Source organism: Pseudomonas sp. HD57-3 (assembly GCF_056113135.1).
Window position 1 is genome coordinate 2,795,490 of the sequence record NZ_CM148568.1, and the last position, 25,840, is coordinate 2,821,329.

5 protein-coding genes are annotated in these 25,840 nt (G+C 63.1%); 4 read left to right on the forward strand and 1 reads right to left on the reverse strand.

Annotation, left to right across the window (positions count from 1 at the left end; all coding sequences use genetic code 11):
• Positions 1 to 169 precede the first annotated feature (169 nt).
• From AC0R79_RS12580 to AC0R79_RS12595, 4 genes are all read left to right on the forward strand, one after another.
• Positions 170 to 13,177, forward strand: coding sequence for an amino acid adenylation domain-containing protein (locus tag AC0R79_RS12580; protein WP_474734628.1), 13,008 nt, complete (start codon positions 170 to 172; stop codon positions 13,175 to 13,177).
• On the forward strand, positions 13,174 to 21,474 hold the full coding sequence (locus AC0R79_RS12585; protein WP_474734630.1) for an amino acid adenylation domain-containing protein: 8,301 nt from the start codon (positions 13,174 to 13,176) through the stop codon (positions 21,472 to 21,474). The genes AC0R79_RS12580 and AC0R79_RS12585 overlap by 4 nt, the downstream gene beginning before the upstream one ends.
• A 66-nt stretch (positions 21,475 to 21,540) precedes the next feature.
• Positions 21,541 to 22,689 (forward strand): macrolide transporter subunit MacA, encoded by a 1,149-nt coding sequence (macA, locus tag AC0R79_RS12590; protein WP_127797720.1) that lies wholly within the window; start codon positions 21,541 to 21,543, stop codon positions 22,687 to 22,689.
• A gap of 2 nt (positions 22,690 to 22,691) precedes the next feature.
• Positions 22,692 to 24,647: a MacB family efflux pump subunit gene (locus AC0R79_RS12595; RefSeq protein WP_474734631.1), complete on the forward strand. Its 1,956-nt coding sequence runs from the start codon at positions 22,692 to 22,694 to the stop codon at positions 24,645 to 24,647.
• A 64-nt stretch (positions 24,648 to 24,711) separates the two neighbouring features.
• Here AC0R79_RS12595 and AC0R79_RS12600 read toward each other — a convergent pair whose 3' ends face one another.
• Positions 24,712 to 25,482, reverse strand: a complete 771-nt coding sequence (locus AC0R79_RS12600) for a helix-turn-helix transcriptional regulator (RefSeq protein WP_127797722.1) — start codon at positions 25,480 to 25,482, stop codon at positions 24,712 to 24,714.
• Between the last annotated feature and the right edge of the window lie 358 nt (positions 25,483 to 25,840).

Genomic DNA, 25,840 nt, shown 5'->3' on the forward strand with positions numbered 1-25,840 from the left:
ATTCGCGGTTCCCGCGGATCGACGCCATGACTGTCCGGTCACGGGGCTTGTCCCTGCTTCCCATGTCAGACACCCAAGCCCCGATGTTTTAGCTTTTCCAGGCTGCGCGCGGCCGCACGGACTCGCCGCTGCGCGCTCCTTTTTCCCGAATTTACAGCAGGTTACCCCCATGCAATTTCGCGAGCTGATGGCTGTTATTTCCACCCATGCGATCCGCCTTCAACAGGACGATGAAGACCTGGTCATTCTGGGCAACGACGACGCGCTGGACGACGCGTTGTGGGACAGCCTCGCCAAACACAAGGCGCAGTTGCTGGAGCTGGTGGCGAGCCACGGCGGCGACTGGTCGAGCCCGGCGCTGCGCATCACCCCGGACATGCTGCCGCTGGTGCAACTGGATCAGCCGGCCATCGACCGCATCGTCGCCACCGTGCCGGGCGGCGTGGCGAACGTGCAGGACATCTATCCGCTGGCGCCGTTGCAGGAGGGGCTGCTTTATCACCATCTCTCCGCGCCGGAGGGGGATCCTTATGTGTCGCAGGCGCGGTTCACGTTCGACAGTCGCGGACGGCTGGATACATTCACCGACGCGCTGCGTCGGGTGATCGGGCGCCATGACATTTTGCGCACCGCCATCCTCTGGGAACATCTGGACGATCCCGTGCAGGTGGTCTGGCGTGAAGCCCCGCTGGTCAGTGAGGAAGTCGATCTGAATGATTGCGAGGACGTACTCGCGCAATTGCTGGCACGGCACGACCCGCAGTACTTTCGCCTCGACCTGCAACAGGCCCCGTTGTTGCGGTTGGTGTTCGCCGAGGATCCGGCCAACGACCGGGTGGTCGCATTGTTGCTGTTCCATCACATGATCATGGATCACGTCGCGCTCGATGTGGTACGCCGGGAAATTCAGGCTTACCTGTCCGGGCGCGATGCCGAAGTCGCGAGGGCGGTGCCGTTTCGCGACCACCTGGCGAGGGCACGTCTGGGCTCGGATGAGCAAGCGCACCAGGCATTTTTCCGCGAGATGCTCGGCGACATCGACGAGCCGACGCTGCCCGGTGGCTTGCACGATGTACAAGGTGGCGGTCAGGGCATCGAGGAAGTCTCGTGCATGCTCGACAGCGATCTGAGCCAGCGCCTGCGTACCCAGGCGCGACAATCAGGCGTGAGCGTGGCGAGCCTGATGCACCTGGCCATGGCACGCGTGCTGGGGCAGTTGTGCGGGCGCTCGGCGGTGGTGTTCGGCACCGTTCTGCTGGGACGGATGAACGCGGCTGACGGTGTCGAACAGGCATTGGGGATGTTCATCAATACGCTGCCTTTGCGGGTGGATGTAGGCGCGTCGAGCGTTCATGACGGCGTGCTGGCGACGCACCGGCGCCTGACCGCACTGCTCGCCCATGAGCAGGCGTCCCTGGCACTGGCTCAGCGTTGCAGCGCCGTGGCGGTGCCGACGCCGCTGTTCAGCGCCATGCTCAACTACCGCCACAGCAGCGTGGAGGAAGTTGCCGAGGTGATCGAGCTGTCGCCGGGGGTGCACGTGTTGGGCGCCCGCGAGCGCACCAATTACCCGTTGACGGTCAACATCGATGACCTCGGTCAGGACCTGCGCATCACGGTGCTGGCCGACGCGACGCTTGGCGCCTCCCGAATCGCCGGCTACCTGCGCACGGCACTGGACAGTCTTGTCGATGCGCTGCAGAACAACCCGCAAGCCGCATTGCACAGCCTGAACATACTGCCGCCCGCCGAGCGTGAGCACTGGCTGTATGGCGTCAACTCACCGAAGGCAACGTTTCCCGACACGCCGTTGATCCATCAGCAATTCGAAGCGCATGCGCACACCCGGCCCGAGGCAGTCGCGTTGCTGTTCGAGGGCAGGACTTACAGTTATGAGGCACTCAACCGACAGGCCAACCAGGTGGCCCATCGTTTGCTCGCCCTCGGCATTCGTCCGGATGACCGGGTAGCGATCTGCGTTGAGCGCGGTCCGCAAATGATCGTCGGCCTGCTCGGTGTGCTCAAGGCGGGCGCCGGTTATGTGCCGATCGATCCGGCTTATCCACTGGAGCGGATCACCTTCACCCTGCAAGACAGTGCGCCGGTGGCGGTGCTGATGCAGACAGCGACTCTGGATCGGATTGCCGGGCTATCCGTGCCGCAGATCGACCTCGATAACGACGATTTGCAGACCGAACCTGAATTCAACCCGCAGATCCCGGACTTGAATCCGGCGCATCTGGCCTACGTGATCTACACCTCTGGCTCCACCGGGCTGCCCAAAGGGGTGATGGTCGAGCACCGCAACGTGGCACGCCTGTTTGGCGCGACCCACGATTGGTTCCGGTTCAATGCGCAAGACGTCTGGGCGTTGTTCCACTCGTTTGCCTTTGATTTCTCGGTCTGGGAAATCTGGGGCGCGCTGGCTTACGGCGGTCAGTTGCTGGTGGTGCCGCAACACATCAGCCGCTCGCCGGACGAGTGTTATGCGTTGCTCTGCCGCACGGGTGTCACCGTACTCAACCAGACGCCGAGCGCTTTCCGTCAGTTGATCGTCGCCCAGGGCCGCAGCCCGTTACAGCATTCGCTGCGCGAAGTGATTTTTGGCGGTGAAGCGCTGGAGCCAGGATCGCTCAAACCCTGGTATGCGCGGGTAGGTAACGCCGGCACCCGGCTGGTGAACATGTACGGCATCACCGAAACCACGGTGCATGTGACCTACCGTCCGCTGGTGGCGGCAGACGCGCAATTGACCGCCAGCAGCCCGATCGGCGTGCGCATTCCCGACCTGCAGCTATACGTCCTCGATGCCCGGCGGGAGCCAGTGCCAGCCGGGGTGACCGGTGAGTTGTACGTTGGCGGCGCCGGGGTTGCCCGTGGTTACCTGAATCGTGAGGCGTTGACCGCCGAGCGCTTCATTGCCGACCCGTTCAGCGAGCATGCCGAAGCGCGTTTGTACAAGACCGGCGATCTGGCACGGTGGACGGTGGAGGGCGAACTCGAATACCTGGGACGCAACGATGACCAGGTGAAAATCCGTGGTTTCCGTATCGAACTTGGCGAGATTCAGGCACGTCTTGCAGTCTGCGACGGCGTGCGCGATGCGCTGGTGATCGCCCGCGAGGACAGCCCCGGCGACACGCGTCTGGTGGCCTACTGGCTGGCCGCCGAAGGTGTCGAACCGAGCGTTGCGCAATTGCGCGATCACCTGCTGGCATCGCTGGCCGAGCATATGGTGCCGGGCGCGTTCGTGCGCCTCGATGCCTTCCCGCTGACGGCCAACGGCAAGCTCGATCGCAGGGCGTTGCCGCAGCCGGACAACGAAGCCTTCGCTCGGCGGGCATTCGAAGCGCCGCTTGGCGAAATCGAAACCCGCATCGCTGTGATCTGGCAGACCTTGCTCGGGCTGGACCGGGTGGGCAGGCATGACAATTTCTTCGAGCTGGGCGGGCATTCGTTGCTGGCGGTGAAGCTGATCGAGCGCATGCGTCAGCAAAACATGCAGTGCGACGTCCGTGTGCTGTTCGGCCAGCCAAGCGTGGCGGCACTCGCCGCGACGCTGGGAGGGGACGCCACGATCAGCGTGCCGGCCAACCGCATCGAACCCGGATGCACCCGCATCACCCCGGACATGCTGCCGCTGGCCACGCTGGATCAAGCGGCCATCGACCGTATCGTCGAGACCGTCGAGGGCGGTATCGACAACGTGCAGGACATCTACGCCCTGGCACCGTTGCAGTCGGGAATCCTCTATCACCATCTGGCCATCGCCGACGGTGACCCGTACGTGCTGCAAGCGCAATTCGCCTTCGACGGACTGGCGCAGATCAAGGCGTTCGTTCGCGCGTTGAACAGTGTCATCGCCCGGCACGACGTCCTGCGTACCAGCGTGGTCAGGGAAAACCTTGAGGAGCCAGTGCAAGTGGTGTGGCGTGCGGCGCCGCTGGCACTGGAGCGGGTGGATGCCGATCCGCAGGACGGTGATGTGTTACAGCAAATGCAGGCGCGCTTCGATCCGCGACACTATCGCCTGGACTTGCAGCGTGCGCCGTTGATGCGCTTCGCCTACACCGAAGACCCGTTGCAAAACCGCTGGGTCGGAATCCTGCTGTTGCACCACATTGTTCTCGATCACACCGCGCTCGAGGTGTTGGTGGCCGAGATGAGCGACGCACTTGACGGGCAAGTCGGCGCGCTGCCGCCCCCCGTGCAATACCGCAACTATGTCGCTCAGGCCCGTCTCGGTTCGAATGCCCAGGCACATGAAGCGTTCTTTCGCGAGATGCTCGGCGACATCGTCGAACCGACCCTGGCGTTCGGCCTGCGAGACGTACTCGGCGATGGCACAAACATCGTGGACAGCGAACTGGCACTGGATGAGCATCTTGCCGGGCGCCTGCGCCAACAGGCCCGCACGCTGGGCATCAGTGTTGCGAGTCTGGTGCATCAGGCCTGGGGTCAGGTACTTGCACAGGTCTGCGGGCGCGAGGAGGTGGTATTCGGTACTGTGCTGCTGGGGCGCATGCAGGGGGGAGAGGGCGCCGACCGTTCGTTGGGTATGTTCATCAACACACTGCCGCTGCGGGTCCATGTCGGGGCAACGACGGTGGAGGCGGGTGTCAGGTCTACCCACGAACGTCTGGCGCAACTGCTGGTGCATGAGCAAGCGCCGTTGATACTGGCTCAACGTTGCAGTGGCGTGACGGGTTCGCAACCGCTGTTCAATACCTTGCTCAACTATCGCCACAGCGCGCAGCAGACGGCGACGCCGGGATGGGAAGGCATTCGGATTCTCGATTCTCGTGAGCGCAGCAACTATCCGCTGGTGGTCAGCGTCGATGACCTTGGACATGGCTTCCGGCTTTCTGTCCAGGCAGTGCCCGAAGTGGATGGCGCGCGGGTCTGCGACTACCTGCAAGCGGCATTGCACAATTTGCTGAGCGCGCTGGAACAGGATCGCCATGCGCCATTGAATCAGGTGTCGATCCTGTCGGCGGCCGAACGCCAGCGCGTGCTGGTCGGTTTCAATGTCACCGGTCGCGACTTTGCCCACGGCCGTGTGGTGCACCAATTGTTTGAAGCGCGAGCGGCGACCCAACCCGACGCTGTGGCAGTGGTGCAGGGCGGGCAAAGTCTGAGCTACGACGGGTTGAACCGCCGCGCCAACCGCCTGGCCCATCACTTGATCGGCCTCGGTGTACAACCGGACGATCGCGTTGCGCTCTGCGTGCAGCGTGGTCCGCAGATGCTGGTCGGGCTACTGGCGATTCTCAAGGCTGGCGCCGGTTATGTTCCGGTCGATCCGGCACATCCGGCGGAACGGATCGCTTATCTGTTGCAGGACAGCGACCCGGTGGCGGTACTGGCACAGACAGTCACTCGCGACCTGCTGGGCGCCGTGCCGGTGATCAATCTTGACAGCGACGCCTGGCAGCACCTGCCGGACAGCAATCCACAGTCGCCGGAACTGACCCCGGCACATCTGGCCTACGTGATCTACACCTCCGGCTCCACCGGCCAGCCGAAGGGCGTGATGGTCGAACACGCGACCCTGGAAAACCTTGTCCACTGGCACACCGAAGCCTTTGACCTGCACGCCGGCAGCCACACCGCCAGCGTGGCCGGGTTCGGCTTCGATGCGATGGCCTGGGAAGTCTGGCCTGCGTTGTGCGTCGGCGCGACATTGCACCTGCCGCCGGAATCGGTGAGCAACGAGCACCTGGACGAACTGCTCGACTGGTGGCGGGCGCAGCCGTTGCAGGTGAGTTTCCTGCCGACACCGGTGGCTGAGTACGCCTTCAGCCGCGAGCTGCAACACCCGACCTTGCGCACTTTGCTGATCGGTGGTGACAAGCTGCGCCAGTTCAATCGCGAGCAGAGCTTTGCGGTGATCAACAACTATGGCCCGACTGAAGCCACGGTGGTCGCCACCTCCGGCCGGGTCGAAGTCGGCCAGCCGCTGCACATCGGCCGGCCGATGGCCAACGCCAAGGTCTATTTGCTGGATGAGCAGCAACGCCCCGTGCCAGTAGGTGTGACGGGGGAGTTGTACGTCGCCGGCGCCGGTGTCGCACGGGGTTATCTAAACCGTCCCGATCTGACCGCTGAACGCTTCCTCACCGACCCGTTCAGCGATCAGCCGCAGGCGCGGATGTACCGCACCGGCGACCTCGCACGCTGGCTGGCGGACGGCAACATCGAGTACCTGGGCCGCAACGACGATCAGGTGAAACTGCGCGGCGTGCGGGTTGAGCTGGGGGAAATCGAAGCGGCGCTGGCCAGCCATCCGGCAGTGCAGGACGCAGTGGCGCTGGTGCGCGACGGGCAGTTGCTGGTGTGGTTCACCGAACGTGCGCCGACCGATATCGAAGCCCTGCGCAATCATCTGCAAACCCGATTGCCGCAAGCGCTGATCCCGGCGGCTTACGTGCGCCTCGACGCCTTGCCGCTGACCGCCAACGGCAAACTCGACCGCAAGGCCTTGCCGGAACCGGATCAGAACGCCTGGCTCAGCCGCGAATACGAAGCCCCGCAAGGTCCGGTGGAAACCGCGCTGGCACAGATCTGGGCCGATGTCCTGAAGCTGGAAAAAGTCGGTCGCCACGACAACTTCTTCGAACTGGGCGGCCATTCGCTGCTGGCCGTCACCCTGATCGAACGCCTGCGCCAGATCGACCTGAGCACTGACGTGCGTGTGCTGTTCAGCCAGCCGACCCTGGCAGCCCTGGCGGCTGCGGTGGGCAGCGGTCGCGAAATCGAAGTGCCGGCCAATCGCATTCCTGCCGACTGCACCCGCATCACCCCGGAGTTGCTGAGCCTGACCGAGCTGGATCAGTCGAGCATCGACCGCATCGTCGCCAGCGTGCCCGGCGGCGCCGCCAACGTGCAGGACATTTACCCGCTGGCGCCGTTGCAGGAAGGCATCCTCTATCACCACTTGAGCGCGGAGCAGGGCGATCCGTATCTGCTCCAATCATGTCTGGCCTTTGCCAGCGTCGAGCGCCTGCGCGCTTTTGCCAACGCCTTGCAAAAGGTGATTGCGCGCCACGACATCCTGCGCACCAGTCTGGTTTGGGAAGGATTGCCGAACCCGCAGCAAGTGGTATGGCGAGAAGCCGCGCTGGCGGTGCAATCGGTCGATTTGAGTCCGCAGGATGGCGATATCCTCGATCAGTTGCGCGCACGCTTCGATGCCCGGGATTATCGCCTCGACCTCGGTCAGGCACCGCTGATCCGTCTGGTGTATGCCGAAGATCCGCTGCATGACCGGGTGGCAGGCGTGCTGTTGTTTCATCACGTCGTGCTGGATCACACCGCGCTGGAGGTGGTTCGCCGGGAAATGCAGTTGTATCTGCCGGGGCAGGTTGAGTCTTTGCCGCCTGCCGCGCCCTACCGCAACTACGTCCATCAGGCTCGCCAAGGCATCAGCGAGGAAGAACACGAAACCTTCTTTCGCGAGATGCTCGGTGATATTGACGAGCCGACCCTGCCATTCGGCTTGCAGGACGTACAGGGCGACGGCCGCAATATCGAGGAGCATTCGCTGGCGCTGCCGGTGGAATTGAATCGGCACCTGCGCAGCCAGGCACGGCAATACGGGGTCAGCGTCGCGAGCCTGTTTCACCTCGCCTGGGCACGGGTGCTGGCGGCGACCTCCGGACGCCGGGACGTTGTGTTCGGCACGGTGCTGCTGGGCCGCATGCAAGGCGGTGAGGGCGCGGATCGGGCATTGGGGATGTTCATCAACACCTTGCCGCTGCGCGTGGAAGTTGCCGGGCAAAGTTTGAGCGAAGCGGTTCGAACGGTTCATGAGCGGTTGGCGGCTTTACTGGGACATGAGCATGCGTCGCTGGCACTGGCTCAGCGTTGCAGCGCCGTGGCCGCCCCTTTGCCGCTGTTCAGCGCGGTACTCAACTATCGGCATGGCGGCCACGACGCTGCGCGAGAGCCTGTTGATCCGGTCTGGCAAGGCATCGAATTCCTGGCCCAGGACGGGCGCACGAATTATCCGCTGACCTTGAGCATCAACGACCGGGGCGATGGCTTCAATCTGTCGGTGCTGACCCCGGATCATGTGGGCGCGCAGCGGATCTGCGAGCTGATGCACACCGCTCTGACGGAGCTGGCGACAGCGTTGGCTGACAACCCCGGACAGGCCTTTGAACGTCTCAACGTCCTGTCCGCGGCGGCGCGCGAGCAACTGCTTGGCGACTTCAATGCGAGCTCCGCCGTTTACCCGTCAGCGCAAGGTGTTCATCATCTGTTCGAAGCGCAGGTTGCGCGCACGCCGGATGCCGTGGCGGTTCAGGCGGGCGCGCAGCGCCTGACTTTCAGGCAATTGAACCAGCGCGCCAATCGCCTGGCCCATCATCTGCAAGGGATGGGTGTTACCACCGATACGCGAGTGGCGATCTGTCTCAAACGCAGCCCGGAAATGCTGGTCGGTTTGCTGGCGATCCTCAAGGCCGGCGCCGCCTATGTACCGGTCGACCCGGCTTATCCACCCGAGCGAATCGCTTACATGCTGGCCGACAGTGCGCCGAGGGTGGTACTGGTTCGCGACGTAGCTTTGCCGAATCAGGCTGGCGTACCGTTGATTGATCTTGCCCATGAGACCTGGCAAGACCTGTCGGTTGCTGATCCGCAGGTCGCCGATTTTACGCCGGACAACCTGGCCTACGTGATCTACACCTCGGGCTCCACCGGCCAGCCGAAAGGCGTGATGGTCGAACATGCGACCCTGGAAAATCTCGTGCACTGGCACGCCGAAGCCTTTGACCTGCACGCCGGCAGCCACACCGCCAGCGTGGCCGGGTTCGGTTTCGATGCGATGGCGTGGGAAGTCTGGCCGGCGTTGTGCGTCGGCGCGACCCTGCACCTGCCGCCGGAATCGGTGAGCAACGAGCATCTGGACGAACTGCTCGACTGGTGGCGGGGGCAGCCGTTGCAGGTCAGCTTCCTGCCGACCCCGGTGGCCGAATATGCGTTCAGCCGCGAATTGCAGCATCCGACCCTGCGTACCTTGCTGATCGGCGGCGACAAGCTGCGTCAGTTCAATCGCGAACAGACTTTCGCGGTGATCAACAACTATGGCCCGACTGAAGCCACGGTGGTCGCCACCTCCGGCCCGGTAGATGTCGGGCAAACGCTGCACATCGGCCGGCCGATGGCCAACGCCAAGGTCTATTTGCTGGATGAGCAGCAACGCCCTGTGCCAGTAGGTGTGACGGGGGAGTTGTACGTCGCCGGCGCCGGCGTGGCGCGGGGCTACCTGAACCGTCCCGACCTGACCGCCGAACGCTTCCTGAATGATCCGTTCAACGAAGGGCGCATGTACCGCACCGGCGACCTCGCACGCTGGCTTGCAAACGGCAACATCGAGTACCTGGGCCGCAACGACGATCAAGTGAAACTGCGCGGCGTGCGGGTTGAACTGGGGGAAATCGAAGCGGCGCTGGCCAGCCATCCGGCGGTGCAGGACGCAGTGGCGCTGGTGCGCGACGGGCAGTTGCTGGTGTGGTTCACCGAGCGAGCGCCGACTGATATCGAAGCCCTGCGCAATCATCTGCAAACCCGTTTGCCGCAAGCGCTGATCCCGGCGGCTTACGTGCGCCTCGACACCTTGCCGCTGACCGCCAACGGCAAACTCGACCGCAAGGCCTTGCCGGAACCGGATCAGAACGCCTGGCTCAGCCGCGAATACGAAGCCCCGCAAGGCCCGGTGGAAACCGCGTTGGCGCAGATCTGGGCCGATGTCCTGAAGCTGGAAAAAGTCGGTCGCCACGACAACTTCTTCGAACTGGGCGGCCATTCGCTGCTGGCCGTCACCCTGATCGAACGCCTGCGCCAGATCGGTCTGAGCACTGACGTGCGTGTGCTGTTCAGCCAGCCAACCCTGGCAGCCCTGGCTGCGGCGGTGGGCAGCGGTCGCGAAATCGAAGTGCCGGCCAATCGCATTCCTGCTGATTGCGCCCATATCACCCCGGACCTGCTGAGCCTGGCCGAACTGGATCAGCCGAGCATCGACCGGATCGTCGCCAGCGTACCGGGCGGTGCAGCGAACGTGCAGGACATTTATCCGCTGGCGCCGTTGCAGGAGGGCATTCTTTATCACCATTTGAGCGCGGAGCAGGGCGACCCGTACCTGCTCCAATCGCGGCTGGCCTTCGACAGCGTCGAGCGTGTGGAAGCGTTCGCGGCGGCGCTGCGCAAGGTCGTTGCCCGTCACGACATCCTGCGTACGGCAGTGGTCTGGCAGAAACTGGCCGAGCCAATGCAAGTGGTCTGGCGTCACGCAGATCTGCCTGTGCAGGAGATCGTGCTTGATCCGCCGGATGGCGACATCCTCGAGCAATTGCATGGGCGTTTCGATGCCCGTCACTACCGCCTCGACATCAGTCAGGCACCGTTGCTGCGTCTGGTGTACGCCCGTGATCCGGCCCACGACCGGGTGGTCGCGATGTTGCTGTTCCACCATGTGGTGATGGATCACACCGCGCTGGACGTGGTGCAGCACGAAATGCTCGCCTGCCTGCAAGGGCACGAAGCTTCGCTGGGCGCGGCGGTGCCTTACCGCAACTACGTAGCGCAGGCGCGGCTGGGTGTCAGCGAGCAGGAGCACGAAGCGTTCTTCTGCGACATGCTCGGCGACATCGACGAGCCGACCTTGCCGTTCGGTTTGCAGGATGTGCAAGGTGACGGTAGCGACATCGAGGAAACGCGACAGGCCCTGACCGAAGCGACCGGCCAGCGTCTGCGCAGCCTCGCACGGCAATTGGGCATCAGCGTGGCCAGCCTGTTCCACCTTGCGTGGGCACAGGTGCTGGCGGCGACGTCCGGGCAGGAGCGGGTGGTGTTCGGCACGGTGCTGATGGGCCGGATGCAGGGCGGCGAGGGGGCCGACCGGGCGTTGGGGATGTTCATCAACACCTTGCCGCTGCGGGTCGATCTGGGGGCAACCCCGGTGCGCGAAGGGGCTCGGGCGACGCATGCGAGACTCAGCGCATTGCTCGGCCATGAGCACGCGTCACTGGCACTGGCCCAGCGTTGCAGCGGCGTGGCCGCGCCGTCGCCGCTGTTCAGTTCGATGCTCAACTACCGGCACAGCGCTGATGAAGCTCAACAGCAAAACCTTCGTCAGGCCTGGCAAGGCATCGAGACCCTGAGCAGCGAAGAACGCACCAACTATCCATTGAGTCTGGGCGTCGATGATCTGGGCAGCGGTTTTGTGCTCACCGCCATGACCCCGGCGAGCATCGGTTCGCAGCGGATCTGCGACTACATGCAGACCGCGCTGGAGACACTGGCGGAGGCTCTGGAACAGGCACCGGATCAGCCGCTGAACCGCTTGCCGATCCTTGACGGCGCAGAACGTCAGCGGGTGCTTTACGACCTCAATGTCACCGGCACTGACGACAATCTGGAGCAAACCGTTCACGGGCTGTTCGAGGCGCAAGTGCAACGCACGCCGCAAGCCGTTGCTTTGCAGGCTGGTGAGCAGCGGCTGACTTACGCCGAACTCAACGCACAGGCCAACCGTCTGGCCCATCACCTGCGCGAGCTGGGCGTGGGGCCGGATTCTCGGGTGGCAATCTGCGTCGAGCGCGGGCTGGAACTGATGGTCGGTCTGCTCGGCATTCTCAAGGCTGGCGGCGCCTATGTGCCGCTGGATCCGGCGTACCCGGCAGAACGTCTGGATTACATGCTCAAGGACAGCGCGCCGATAGCGGTGCTGGTGCACGGGGCGACGCGTGAGTTGCTGGGCGAGAGCACTGCGCTGGTGATCGATCTGGATCAGACTCACTGGACATTCAATCCGGACGACAACCCGCAAGTGCCGGGCCTGAGTGCTTCGAACCTGGCCTACGTGATTTACACCTCCGGTTCGACCGGTGCGCCGAAAGGCGTGATGGTCGAGCATCGTGGCGTTGGCAATTTGTTGCACTGGAGTTCGCAGCTATGTCCCGCCGTGACGGACGGCGCGCTGTTGCAGAAAACCCCGTTCAGTTTCGATGCCTCGGTCTGGGAGCTGTTCTGGCCGTTGAGCGCCGGTTTGCGTCTGGTGCTGGCACGTCCTGACGGACACCGCGAACCGGCGTATCTGGCGCAGGTGATTCGCGAGCAGCGGATCAGCGTGATCCAGTTTGTGCCGGTGCTGTTGCAACAGTTCCTAGAGCAGGACGGCGTCAGCCAGTGCAGCAGCCTCACCGATGTGTTCTGTGGCGGCGGCGACCTGACGCCGGCGCTGGCTCGCCTTGTGCGTGAGCGTTTGCCACAAGTGCGCTTGCACAACGTCTATGGCCCGACCGAAGCCACGGTCGACAGCACGGTCTGGACCCTGGAACCGTCGATGCAGGTGCCGGACAGCGCGTTGCCGATCGGACGGCCGGTCAACAACACCCGTCTGTATGTACTCGATGCTGCCGAACGGCCGGTGCCGATGGGCGTCATTGGTCAGTTGTTCATTGGCGGTGCCGGGGTTGCGCGGGGCTATCTGGGCCTGCCGCAGTTGATGGCCGAACGGTTTATCCCGAGCCCGTTCGTGGCCGGCGATCGGCTGTACGCCACGGGCGACCTGGTGCGCTACCGCGCCGATGGTCAGCTCGAATTCATCGGGCGCAACGACTTCCAGGTCAAGCTGCGTGGCCTGCGCCTGGAACCGGGTGAAATCGAAGCGCAATTGTTGAGTCATCCGGCGCTGCGCGAAGCCGTGGTGCTGGTGCGTGATGAGCGTCTGGTGGCGTACTTCACCTGGCACGCCGAAGCCGGGCAGCCGGGGATCGAGGCGTTGCGCGAACACCTGCTGGCACGCTTGCCCGATTACATGGTGCCGTCGGCATTCGTCGCGCTCGACAGCCTGCCGCTGAGCCCCAACGGCAAGGTCGATCGCAAGGCGCTGCCCGCACCGGATTCGGCTGCGGTCAGCATTCGCGAATACGAAGCGCCGGTCGGCGAGATGGAAATCCTCCTCGCACGACTGTGGTGCGAGTTGCTCAAAGTCGAGCGCGTCGGGCGACAAGACCATTTCTTTGAGCTGGGTGGGCATTCGTTGCTGGCGGTCAGTCTGATCGGGCGCCTGCAACAGGAAGGTATCGAAGCCGATGTCCGGACGTTGTTCGAGCAACCGACTCTGGCTGGTTACGCGGCTATCACGGAAAGAATGGAGATCGTCCTGTGAACCTGAATGAACTGTTGGCGACGCTGAAGACAAAAGACATCCAGTTGGCAATCACGGACGGGCAATTACGGGTCAATGGCAACAAGCAGGCCCTGAGTGAACCGGCCTTGCTGGCCGCATTGCGCGAGCACAAACCGGCATTGATCGAGCTGATCGAGGCGGGCGGTTACTCGCCCGCACGGGAAGGGCAGGTTGCAGTGCCGGTCAATGGCATTTCACCGGGCACGATACGGATAACTCCGGCGATGCTGACGCTGGTTGACCTGAGCCAGGACACCCTCGATCAAATTGTCGCGCACATCCCTGGCGGCGGCGCCAATGTCCAGGACATCTATCCGCTGACGCCGTTGCAGGAGGGCATCCTCTACCACCACGCGAGCGCTGCACAGGGTGATCCGTATGTGATGCAGGCGAAATTCGCGTTCAGCGGACCCGAGCGGTTCGAGGCATTCGTCCAGGCCCTGCAGACCGTCATCGAACGCCACGACATTCTGCGCACCGCCATCGTCTGGGAAGGACTGGATACGCCGGTGCAAGTGGTCCTGCGAAGTGTCGGGTTGCCTGTGGAAGAAGTGCAGCTCGATGCGGCTCAAGGCGATGTCCTGGAGCAGTTGCATGCGCGATTCGACGCCCGGCATTTTCGTCTCGACGTGACACGTGCGCCGCTATTGCAGCTGGCCCATGCCCGGGATGCAAAGACCGGGCGTATCGTCGCGATGTTGCTGTTTCATCACATGGCGATGGATCACTCGGCGCTGGCGGTGGTCAGCGAAGAAATGCAGGCTTGCCTGTCAGGGCAGAGCGCCAGACTGGGAGCGCCCGTACCGTTTCGCAATTATGTCGCCCAGGCGCGGCTTGGCATCAGCGAGTCGGAGCACGAGGCGTTTTTCCGCGAGATGCTGGGTGACATCGACGAACCGACGTTGCCGTTCGGCCTGCAAGGCGTGCATGGCGACGGCAGCGACATCGAAGAATGCAATGTGCCACTTGACCCAGTGCTGGGGCAGCGCCTGCGAGCCAGTGCCCGTTCGCTCGGCGTGAGTGTCGCGAGTCTGTTCCATCTTGGCTGGGGGCAGGTCCTGAATGCACTCACCGGCAAGTCTCCTGTCGTGTTCGGTACTGTGCTGATGGGGCGGATGCAAGGAGCGGAGTCTACCGATCGCGCGCTCGGCATTTTCATCAACACCTTGCCGCTACGGGTCGAGGTCAGCGCGCTGGCAGCAAGCGAGTCGGTAAAGGCCACACAGGCACGTCTGACGAGCCTGATGCGCCATGAGCACGCACCACTGGCGCTGGCCCAGCGCTGCAGCGGGGTGGTCGGGTCATCGCCGCTGTTCAGTTCGCTGCTCAATTATCGGCACAGCACCTCGAGTGCCAATGCCAGTGCCGAGGCGCTTTCGGCCTGGGAGGGGATCAGCGTCCTGCATGCGGAGGAACGCACCAATTACCCGCTGACCTTGAGCATCGATGACTTTGGCGATCACTTCAGCCTGACGCTGCTGGCCACCCGTGAGGTCGAGGCGCAGCGGATCTGCGGCTATATGGTGTGTGCCATGGAAAACATGTTGCAGACACTGGAGCAAGCTGCGGATACGCCGTTGAGCCAACTCTCGGTTCTGCCCGCCCTGGAGCGCGAACAGCTGTTGACGGGGTTCAACGCCAGTGATGTTGAATACGTTCGTGGACAGACCATTCATCAACGCTTCGAGGCGCAGGTCGTCGCGCGACCGCAAGCGCTGGCAGCGGTGCATCTGGACAAGCAACTGACGTTTGACGAACTGAACCGCCAGGCCAACCGTCTGGCGCATCGCTTGATCGATCTGGGTGTGCTGCCGGATGACCGGGTCGCAGTCGTCGCCCGGCGAGGACTGGATACTCTGGCCGGATTGCTCGCAGTCCTCAAGGCAGGCGCCGGGTATGTGCCGATCGACCCCGCGCATCCGGCCGAACGCCTGAACTATCTGCTGGGTGATTGCGCACCGGTGGCGATCCTGACTTCACGTGACCTCCTTGCACGGCTGCCGACGCAGGAGCTGCCGGTGATCGATCTCGACCCGCGCACCTGGCGCTCAGGCAATGACGCAAACCCCGTGGTACCGGGTCTGTCCGAGGCGAACCTGGCTTACGTGATCTACACCTCCGGCTCCACCGGTTTGCCCAAGGGCGTGATGGTCGAACACCAGACACTGGCCAATCTGGTCGACTGGCACAGCAACGCGTTTGACCTGTGTGCCGGCCGCCATACGTCGAGTCTGGCCGGGTTCGGCTTCGACGCGATGGCCTGGGAAGTCTGGCCATCGCTGTCCGTCGGCGCGACCCTGCACCTGGCGCCTGCGCAGGACGGCGGCGAAGACGTCGACGGGCTGCTGGCCTGGTGGTGCGCGCAACCGCTGGACGTGAGTTTCCTGCCGACGCCCGTCGCCGAATACGCCTTCAGCCGGCATCTCGAGCACCCGACATTGCGTACCCTGCTGATCGGCGGCGACCGCTTGCGTCAGTTTTCGCGCAATCAGTATTTCGATGTGATCAACAACTATGGCCCTACCGAAGCCACCGTAGTCGCCACGTCCGGACGGATCGAGGCGGGGGAGGCGCTGCACATCGGCAAACCGGTGAGCAATACCTCGGTGTACCTGCTCGACGACCAACAGCGTCCGGTGCCGATCGGCGTATCCGGCGAGCTGTATATCGGTGGCGCAGGCGTGGCGCGCGGTTACTTGAACCGTGCGCAACTGACCGCTGAACGCTTTCTGCCGGACCCCTTCAGTGAACGACCGAATGCGCGTATGTATCGCACTGGCGACCTAGCTCGCTGGCGCCCGGACGGGACGATCGACTATCTGGGGCGCAACGATGATCAAGTGAAAATCCGCGGCATGCGCATCGAATTGGGGGAAATCGAAAGCCGTCTGCATCAGCTTCCCGGCCTTCAGGAAGTGGTTGTCCTGGCTCGTGAAGACGAGCCAGGACAACCACGGCTGGTGGCCTATTTCACCGAGCAGGCCCAGGTGCAGCCACTGGCGGTAGCGCAGCTGCGCGAGCATTTGCTGGGCCAGTTGCCCGAATACATGGTGCCGGTCGCGTTCGTCAGGCTCGACAGCTTGCCGTTGACCGCCAATGGCAAGCTCGATCGCAAGGCCTTGCCGTTACCGGAGCGCACGGCGCTGCTCACACGCGAATACGAGGCGCCACAAGGCGAACTGGAATGCACACTGGCGCAGATCTGGGCCGAGGTTCTGCAGGTCGAACGGATAGGGCGTCAGGATCATTTCTTTGAGTTGGGCGGCCATTCGTTGCTGGCCATGCGCATGGTCGCGCAGGTGCGTCAGCGACTGGGTGTAGAGCTTGCGCTCGGCGAGCTGTTCGCCAATGCCGAACTGGCGTCGGTGGCGCAGTCGCTGACCCTGGCCGGACGCTCTACGCAGCCGCCGATCCTGCCGGTGCCACGGGAAGGCGCATCGCCGCTGTCGTTTTCCCAGCAGCGCTTCTGGTTTCTGGCGCAGATGGAAGGTGCCAACACGGCTTACAACATTCCGATCGGCCTGCGTTTGCGCGGTGTGCTCGACGCCGATGCGCTGCAGCGTGCGCTGGCCCGGATTGTCGCCCGGCACGAAAGCCTGCGTAGCCGCTTCGCTCCCTGCAATGGCGAAGCCCAGGTGCTGATTACCCCGCCCGACAGCGGTGTGCTGCTGCGTGTCGAAGACTTGCGCCAGCACCCGCTGGCCGACGAAGCTTTGCAGGCACTGATTCAGGGGGAAGCCTCAGGCCCGTTCGACCTGCAGGACGATCCGTTGATTCGCGGGCGACTGGTCCGCCTGGCCGACGATCACCATGTGCTGCTGATCACCTTGCATCACATCATCTCCGACGGTTGGTCGATGGAGGTGCTGACCCGCGAGCTGATGGCGTTGTATCAGGCTTTCAGTCAGGGGTTGGCGGACCCTTTGCCGCCGCTGGCGTTGCAATACACCGACTATGCCGTCTGGCAGCGACGCTGGCTGAGCGGGGAGGTATTGCAGCGCCAGAGCGAATACTGGCAACGCACGCTGGCCGATGCGCCTGCCTTGCTGACGTTGCCTGCCGACCGACCGCGGCCGGCGCAACAGGATTACGCCGGCAGCAGCGTCGAAGTGTGCCTGGACGAGCGCTTGAGCGCCGGGCTCAAAGCCTTGAGCCAGCGCCATGGCGTGACGCTGTACATGACGATGCTGAGCGCGTGGGCGATGCTGCTCGGTCGTTTGGCCGGGCAATCGGACGTCGTGGTCGGCTCGCCGGTGGCCAACCGTCAGCGGGCCGAAATCGAGGGACTGATCGGGTTGTTCGTCAATACCCTGGCATTACGCATTGATACCTCCGGTGAGTTGAGCACCGAAGCGCTGCTGGCGCGGGTCAAGGCGCTGACCCTGCAGGCCCAGGCCCATCAGGACCTGCCCTTCGAGCAAGTGGTGGAAATCGCCCGACCGGCCCGCAGCCTGGCCCACAGCCCGCTGTTCCAGACCATGTTCAACTGGCGCAACAGCGACGGACCGGTGTTGGCGCTGGGGGATATGACCCTGGAAGCGGTGGCCGAGCCGAGTCACTTCGCCAAGTTCGATCTGACCCTGACCCTGGGGGAGTCGCCCAACGGGATAAGTGGCTGGATGGAGTACGCCACAGCGCTCTTCGATGAGGCGACGGCACGGCGTTATGTCGGTTACTTCAAGCGTTTGTTGCAGGCCATGGTCAACAACGACCAGGCAGTGCTGGAACACGCGCAGATAATCGAGGATCAGGAACGCACGCAGTTGCTCGACGAATTCAACGCCAGCGCGCGGAACAGTCCGCAAATGCTGACCGTGCACCGGGTCTTCGAGATGCAGGCCGCCGAGCATCCGCAAGCTGTTGCCGCGGTGCACGGGACGCAGGTGTTGAGTTACGCAGAACTGAACCGCAGCGCCAACGGCCTGGCACATCATCTCATCGCTCAAGGTGTGCAGCCTGGCGATCATGTGGCGATTCTGTTGCCACGCTCGCTGGAACTGTTGATCGCGCAGTTGGCGATCATCAAGTGTGCGGCGGCCTATGTGCCGCTGGACATCAACGCACCCGCCGAGCGTCAGGCATTCATGGTGCAGGATTGTCAGGCGGTCGCGCTGCTGACCGGCAGCGATCAGGCCATCGAGTACCCGGTACGGCGAATGGATCTGGATACCCTGGCGCTTGCCGGAAGTCCTTCGCACAACCCGGATCTGCCTCAGTCCTCGGAGGCGCTGGCGTACATCATGTACACCTCGGGCTCCACGGGCACCCCGAAGGGAGTCATGGTGCCGCATCGCGGCATTACCCGCCTTGTGATCGACTGCGGCTACGCCGATTTCAACCCGAGTGACCGGGTGGCATTCGCTTCGAACCCGGCGTTCGATGCGAGCACCATGGATATCTGGGGCGCCTTGCTCAACGGTGGCCAAGTGGCCGTGATCGATCATGCGACCTTGCTCGACCCGCAGGCATTCGGTCGGGAGCTTGACCGGTGCGGGGCGACGATCCTCTTTGTCACCACCGCGTTGTTCAATCAGTACGTGCAGTTGATTCCCGAGGCGCTCAAAGGGCTGCGTATCCTGCTGTGCGGTGGGGAGCGTGGCGATCCGGCGGCGTTTCGAAAGCTGCTCGCCGAAGCGCCGGACCTGCGCCTGGTGCATTGTTATGGCCCGACCGAAACCACGACGTACGCCACCACCTTCGAAGTGCGTGAGGTGGCGCCGGATGCGGACAGTGTTTCGATTGGCGGCCCCATCGGCAATACCCGCGTGTATGTGCTGGATAACCGGCAACAACCGGTGCCGTTCGGCGTCACCGGTGAGTTGTACATCGGTGGTCAGGGTGTTGCGCTGGGTTATCTGAATCGGCCTCAACTGAGTGCCGAGAAGTTCCTCCGGGATCCGTTCAGCGACACTCCGCAAGCCTTGATGTATCGCACGGGTGACCTGGTGCGCTGGCAGGCGCCGGGGCGACTGGAATGTATCGGCCGCAACGATGACCAGGTGAAGATTCGCGGCTTCCGGATCGAGCTCGGAGAAATCGAAAACCGCCTGTTGAGTTGTCCGGGAGTCAAGGAAGCGGTGGTCCTGGCCCGACGCGACGAACAGGAGCCAACGCGGCTGGTGGCCTATTACACCGCGCACGATTCGGAATTGCAGAGCGCTACTCTGCGCGCGCTGCTGCAAGCAAGGTTACCGGAGTACATGGTGCCGACCGCCTGGGTGGCGATGGCGAGCCTGCCGCTGAACAACAACGGCAAGGTCGATCGCAAAGCCCTGCCGGCGCCGACACACCAAGCGCTGGTCATGCGTGACTATGAAGCGCCGGCCAATCCTCTTGAGGAATCACTGGCCGAGCTATGGGCTGAAGTGTTGCAAGTCGGGCGGGTAGGGCGCCATGACAACTTCTTCGAACTGGGCGGGCATTCGCTGCTGGCGGTGCGGCTCGTCGATCTGATGCAAAAGGCCGACATGCCGGTTTCGTTGGCCGAGCTGTTCCAGCATCCCACTGTCGAGGGGACTGCCACGCTGCTGTGCCAGCGCAGTGACGCTGTGCCGCTCCATGACGGCGTGGTCGTGGTGCGTGCAAGTGACCAAGGAACGCCGTTGTTCCTGGTGCATGAGTTCAGTGGTCGTGACCTGTATTTCCCGGCGCTGGGCATGCACATCGGCGGTGAGTTCCCGATTTACGGCTTGCCGGGAATCGATTCCGGTATGACGCAACTGCGTACCATGGAATGCCTGGCAACCCGACTGGTCGAGGTGATCCGCGCCAGACAACCCCACGGCCCCTATCGGCTTGCCGGCTGGTCGTTCGGTGGCGTGCTGGCTTATGAAATCGCGGCGCAACTGCTCGGGATGGACGAGTCAGTGGCGTTCGTCGGGCTGATCGATACTTACGTGCCACGCCTGGCCGATCCGAACAAGGCGCAGTGGAACGATGCACATGTGCACAAGCGCCAATTGCTTTTGCATTGCACGGCGCATTGGGCCGGGCACGAGACACAGGGGCAGCAAGCACTGGCGCGTCTGGCCGTGTTGCAGACCGAACTTGAGCAGTGGGCGTTCGCCGATTTGTTCAACCATTGTCACGAGCAGCAGTTGCTCAGACCCGAGCTCGCGGCTGTCTCGTCGGAGGATGCCTGGCATTACCTCGACCGTGAAGTGGCCCACGGGCATGCGTTGGCGCATTACCGGATCAACCCGATCGGTCTGCCGTTGCATCTGCTGCGTGCCACGGAGCGTTCGGCGGCAATGTCGCGACTCAGCCTCACCCGCGGTTGGGCTGAAGAATTGCCCGGTGCGGAGTTGAACTGCATCGACGTACCAGGTGACCACCAGAGCATGATGAAAGCACCCCACGTTCAGGCATTGGGGCAGGCACTGACGCAGGCGCTGGAAACGGCAACTGCGCCCGCGCCAACGGCTTATCAGCCGATCCTGACCATTCAGACCGGTCACACCGGGCATGCGCCGATTTTCTGTGTGCCGGGAGCTGGCGACAGTGTCACCGGGTTCCTCCACCTGACCGAGGCACTGGGGCCGGAGTGGCCGATTCATGGGTTGCAACCCCGAGGCCTGGACGGCGCGACGGTGCCGCACAGCCGGGTCGAAAGCGCCGCCACGTTCTACCTGCGGGCACTTGAGCAGTTGTATCCGCAAGGACCGGTGCATCTGATCGGGCATTCGTTCGGTGGCTGGGTGGCTTACGCCATGGCGGCGCAGTTGCAGGCGTCGGGGCGCGAGGTGGCGTCCCTGACCTTGATCGACAGCGAATCACCGGGCGGCAACAGCGTCGTGGGCAAGCCTTACACCACAACGGCGGCGTTGTTGCGGCTGATCGAGTCGCTTCAGTTGTCCAGTGGCAAGTCTCTGGGCATCGATGCGCTGGCCTTCGCCGAAGCCGACGGCGCCACGCAAATGCGCCTGCTGCATGACGGGATGGTGCACGCGGGTGTGCTGTCCGAACGCGCGTCATTCGACGCGATGCAGGGCCCGGTGCGCACCTTCGCCACCGCGTTGCGCACGGTCTATCGGCCGGCTCTGGCCTACACCGGGCCGGTGCGTCTGGCGCTGGTAGACGACCCGACGCTGGACGCGTCAGGCAACCAGCGCGAACAGGCGGCGATGCTCGAAGGCTGGCAGCGCGAGGCCAGGGATCTGGCGGTGTGGTACGGCCCCGGCAACCACTTCACGATTCTCAAGGCGCCCAACGTCTTCAGCCTCGCGGCGTGGTGGCATGACGGGCTGACGGTGGCGGCGGGTCAAGTGTTGTCCTGAGTGAAGTTTTCATCCTGGAACCCGGCCGTTGGCCGGGCTCAACCCTGAACGGAATCGTGGTCATTTATGGAACAGTCGAAGTTGCGCAAAGTCGGTCTGGGAGTCGCGTTGACGCTGGTGGCCGGGTTGGTGTTCTACACGGTGCAGGCGCCGGCCGAGGCACCGCAATACCTGACCGCCACGGTCGAACGCGCTGACATTGAAAACGCAGTGTTGGCCACCGGTTTGCTGGAGGGCATCAAGCAGGTGGACGTCGGTGCCCAGGTTTCGGGCCAGTTGAAGTCGCTCAAGGTCAAGGTCGGCGACAAGGTCAAGAAGGGCCAGTGGCTCGCAGAAATCGATCCGCTGGTGCTGCAGAACACCCTGCGTCAGGCACAGGTCGATGAGGAGAATCTGCAAGCCCAGCGCCGGGCGACGCAGGCTCAGTTGCGCCAGACCAAGGCGATCTACGAGCGCTATCAGAATCTGCAGGAAGACGCCTCGATCTCGCGGCAGGATTTCGAAACCGCGCAATCGAACTACGAAGTGCAGCAGGCCAATCTGTTGTCGCTGGACGCGCAGATCAAGAGTGCGCATATCCAGATCGACACCGCCAAAGTCAATCTGGCCTACACACGAATCGTCGCGCCCATCGATGGCGACGTGGTGGGCATCGTGACTCAGGAAGGCCAGACCGTGATCGCCAACCAACTGGCGCCGATCCTGCTCAAACTGGCGGACCTGGACACGATGACCGTCAAGGCTCAGGTGTCGGAGGCCGACGTCATTCACATCGCGCCGGGGCAGGAGGTTTACTTCACCATTCTCGGCGAGGACAAGCGCTATTACGGCAAGCTGCGCGGCACCGAGCCTGCGCCGCAGAACTTCCTCGAAACCCCGCCCGCCGGCACGCCGAAGCAGAACACGGCGGTGTTCTACAACGCGCTGTTCGAGGTGCCCAACCCCGATCACCGTTTGCGCATTTCCATGACGGCTCAGGTGCGGGTGGTGCTCGACACCGCCAAATCGGTGCTGACGATTCCGGTGGCCGCGCTGGGCCCGCGCAACAACGACGGCAGTTTCCCGGTGCGGGTGCTGGACGCCAAGGGCCAGGCGCAGTCGCGTAATGTGCAGACCGGGATCAATAACAACGTCAAGGTGCAGGTCAACGACGGTCTGGCCGAAGGTGACCGGGTGGTGATCGGTGATCCGGTGGCGAAAGTGGCAGGGGCATGAGCATGACCGAACCTCTGCTGCAACTGACCGGCATCAGCCGCAGTTTCACTGCGGGCGACCGTGAATTTCTGGCGCTGAAAAACATCAACATGACGATCCACGCCGGGGAAATGGTGGCGATCATCGGCGCCTCGGGCTCCGGCAAGTCGACCCTGATGAACATCCTCGGCTGCCTCGATTACGCCACGGCCGGCAGCTACAGGATCAATGGCCGGGAAACCCGGGATCTGGACAATCAGGCGCTGGCCGAACTGCGCCGTGACTATTTCGGCTTCATCTTCCAGCGCTACCACTTGCTGCCGCATCTGAGCGCGATGCACAACGTCGAGATGCCAGCTATCTACGCCGGCACGCCGGAGCCACAACGGCATGCGCGGGCCCGTGAATTGTTGGCGCGCCTTGGGCTGGAAGGGCATCTGACTCATCGCCCGAGCCAGCTATCGGGCGGTCAGCAGCAGCGGGTGAGTATCGCCCGGGCGCTGATGAACGGCGGCGAAGTGATTCTCGCGGACGAGCCCACCGGCGCCCTCGATACCACCAGCGGCAAGGAGGTGATGCGGATTCTGCTGGAGCTGCACGCGGCCGGGCACACGGTGATTCTGGTGACTCACGACCCCAAGGTCGCGGCCAACGCCGAGCGCATCATCGAAGTCAGCGACGGCGAAATCCTCAGCGACCGTCGCAACGAGCGCGACACCACGGCACTGACCAATGAGGACGCGGTGCCCAAGTCCACGGCAGCGCGGCGTCTGGTGGCCAGCCTCGGGTTGTTCAAGGAAGCGTTCAACATGGCCTGGGTCGCGCTGATCTCCCATCGGATGCGCACTCTGCTGACCATGCTTGGGATCGTTATCGGCATCACCTCGGTGGTGTCGATCTCGGCCATCGGCGAAGGGGCCAAGCGCTATGTGCTCAAGGACATTCAGGCCATCGGCAGCAACACCATCGATATCTATTCCGGTACCAGTTTCGGCGACAGCCGTTCGGCGGCCATCGAAACCCTGGTGCCGGCGGATGTGGCCGCGCTCAATCAGCTGTATTACGTCGACAGCGCCACGCCGGTGGTCGGGCGCAATCTGTTGCTGCGCTATCGCAACATTGACCTCGATGCCCAGGTCAACGGCGTCAGCGATCTGTACTTTCAGGTGCGCGGGATCAAGATGGAGTCGGGCATTGCATTCAGCGAAAGCGATGCCCGGCGCCAGGCGCAGGTGGTGGTGATCGATCACAACACCCGCCATCGGTTGTTCGGTGAGGGCGTCGATCCGTTGGGGCAGGTGATCCTGATCGGCAACCTGCCGTGCACCGTGATCGGTGTCGCGGCGGAAAAGAAGAACATCTTCTCGGCGAGCAAGTCCTTGAATGTCTGGGTGCCTTATGAAACCGCAGCCGGGCGGTTGTTGGGCCAGCGTTACCTGGACAGCATCAGCGTGCGGATCAAGGACGGCCAGCCGAGCAAGGTTGTCGAAGACAACGTCAACAAACTGATGCTGCAGCGCCACGGCACCAAGGATTTCTTCACCAACAACCTCGACAGCGTGATGCAGACGGTGCAGAAAACCAGCCGCTCACTGGCCTTGTTGCTGTCGCTGATTGCGGTGATTTCGCTGGTGGTCGGCGGCATAGGGGTGATGAACATCATGCTGGTGTCGGTTACTGAGCGTACCCGTGAAATCGGCATTCGCATGGCGGTGGGGGCGCGGCAGTCGGACATCCGTCAGCAGTTTCTGGTGGAGGCGGTGATGGTCTGTTTGCTCGGCGGGGCCATCGGTATTTCGTTGAGTTACGCCATCGGTCATCTGTTCTCGTTGTTCATCAAGGAGTGGGAAATGGTGTTCTCGCTGACCTCGGTGCTCACGGCGGTGATCTGTTCGACGCTGATCGGCATCGTGTTCGGCTTCGTGCCGGCACGCAATGCGTCGCGGCTCGACCCGATCGAGGCGTTGGCGCGCGACTGAAAGGTGGATATGAAAAAACCGCCGTCCCTGGCAGGGCGGCGGTTTTTTACAGGCGCGAGAACGATCAGGCCGCGTTGGACGGATCGCAGGCGGCCGGGCAGTCTTCAGGTGAATACATCCAGCGCATCAGCGAATGGCGGCCGCTGATTCCCAGTTTGATGGCGGCACGCTTGAGGTAGCTCTCGACGGTGTTGACCTTCAACTGCAACTGCTCGGCCAGTTCGGGCGCGGTGCGCCCGGCAAGCAGGCCGACGCACACTTCCATCTCACGGTTTGACAGGCTCAGGCCCAGTTGCTGCACGCGCTCGCAAAAACGCAATCGCAGGGTTTCCAGGCCTTGGAGCGATGCTTCGGTCGCTGCGGCTTGCGCCTCGGGATCCGCATTCGCCGGTTGCAGCGCGTGGATGTGCTTTTCCACCATTGGCAGCAACACCGGGGAGATGTCCTGCAACAGGCTGCGCTCCCGGGCGGAAAACCGCTTCGACGGCCCGCAGCGGTACACGGAGATCACATAACGGTAACCGTCCTTGCGACGGGTCAGGTGCAACTGCGAAGCATCGGTGACGGTGGAGGGTTCGGGGGCGGGCACGTCGCTGCTGCCGGGATCGGTGCTCAGTTCGGAATACACCGTCTCGGCCGTCAGCGTCGCCTCTTTGGGGCATTCAGGATCGGTGCGCGGTTGCGCACGTCCGACCGGCTCCACGCGCATCTGCCGGATATGTGTGGCATCCACGGCCAGTTGGGTGAGGATCAGGTCATGCAGCATCCGCGGAAAATGCCGGCTGCCGGTGCTGGCGATGACCTTGCCGATGTGAGGGAACAGATGTGAGTTCATGTGTTTCATCCATGAGTAGCAATGGGGGAATTGCGCTTTCCCGACTCTCCGGCTGATGTCCTTGGCCGGCGACCAAAAATCGGGAAATTTGGATCCTATCCTAGTACAACGTTTGAGCGACCGTTTAATGAAGGGGTTATTAGCTCATAACCAGGCTGAGTGGCGTGGCGCGAAGGGTGCTGCCCGTGTCGCGGTAATAAGTTCGTAGGTCTTCGAAGTGATTAATGAAATGTCCTACAGAGGCTTTCAGAGAAGTCCTACTTATGACAGCTATTAACGCGCATAAAAAAGCCCGTTTCAGCCGAAACTGAAACGGGCTTCTTCCCGCATCAACGACCGGTTACTTCAGATCGTTGAA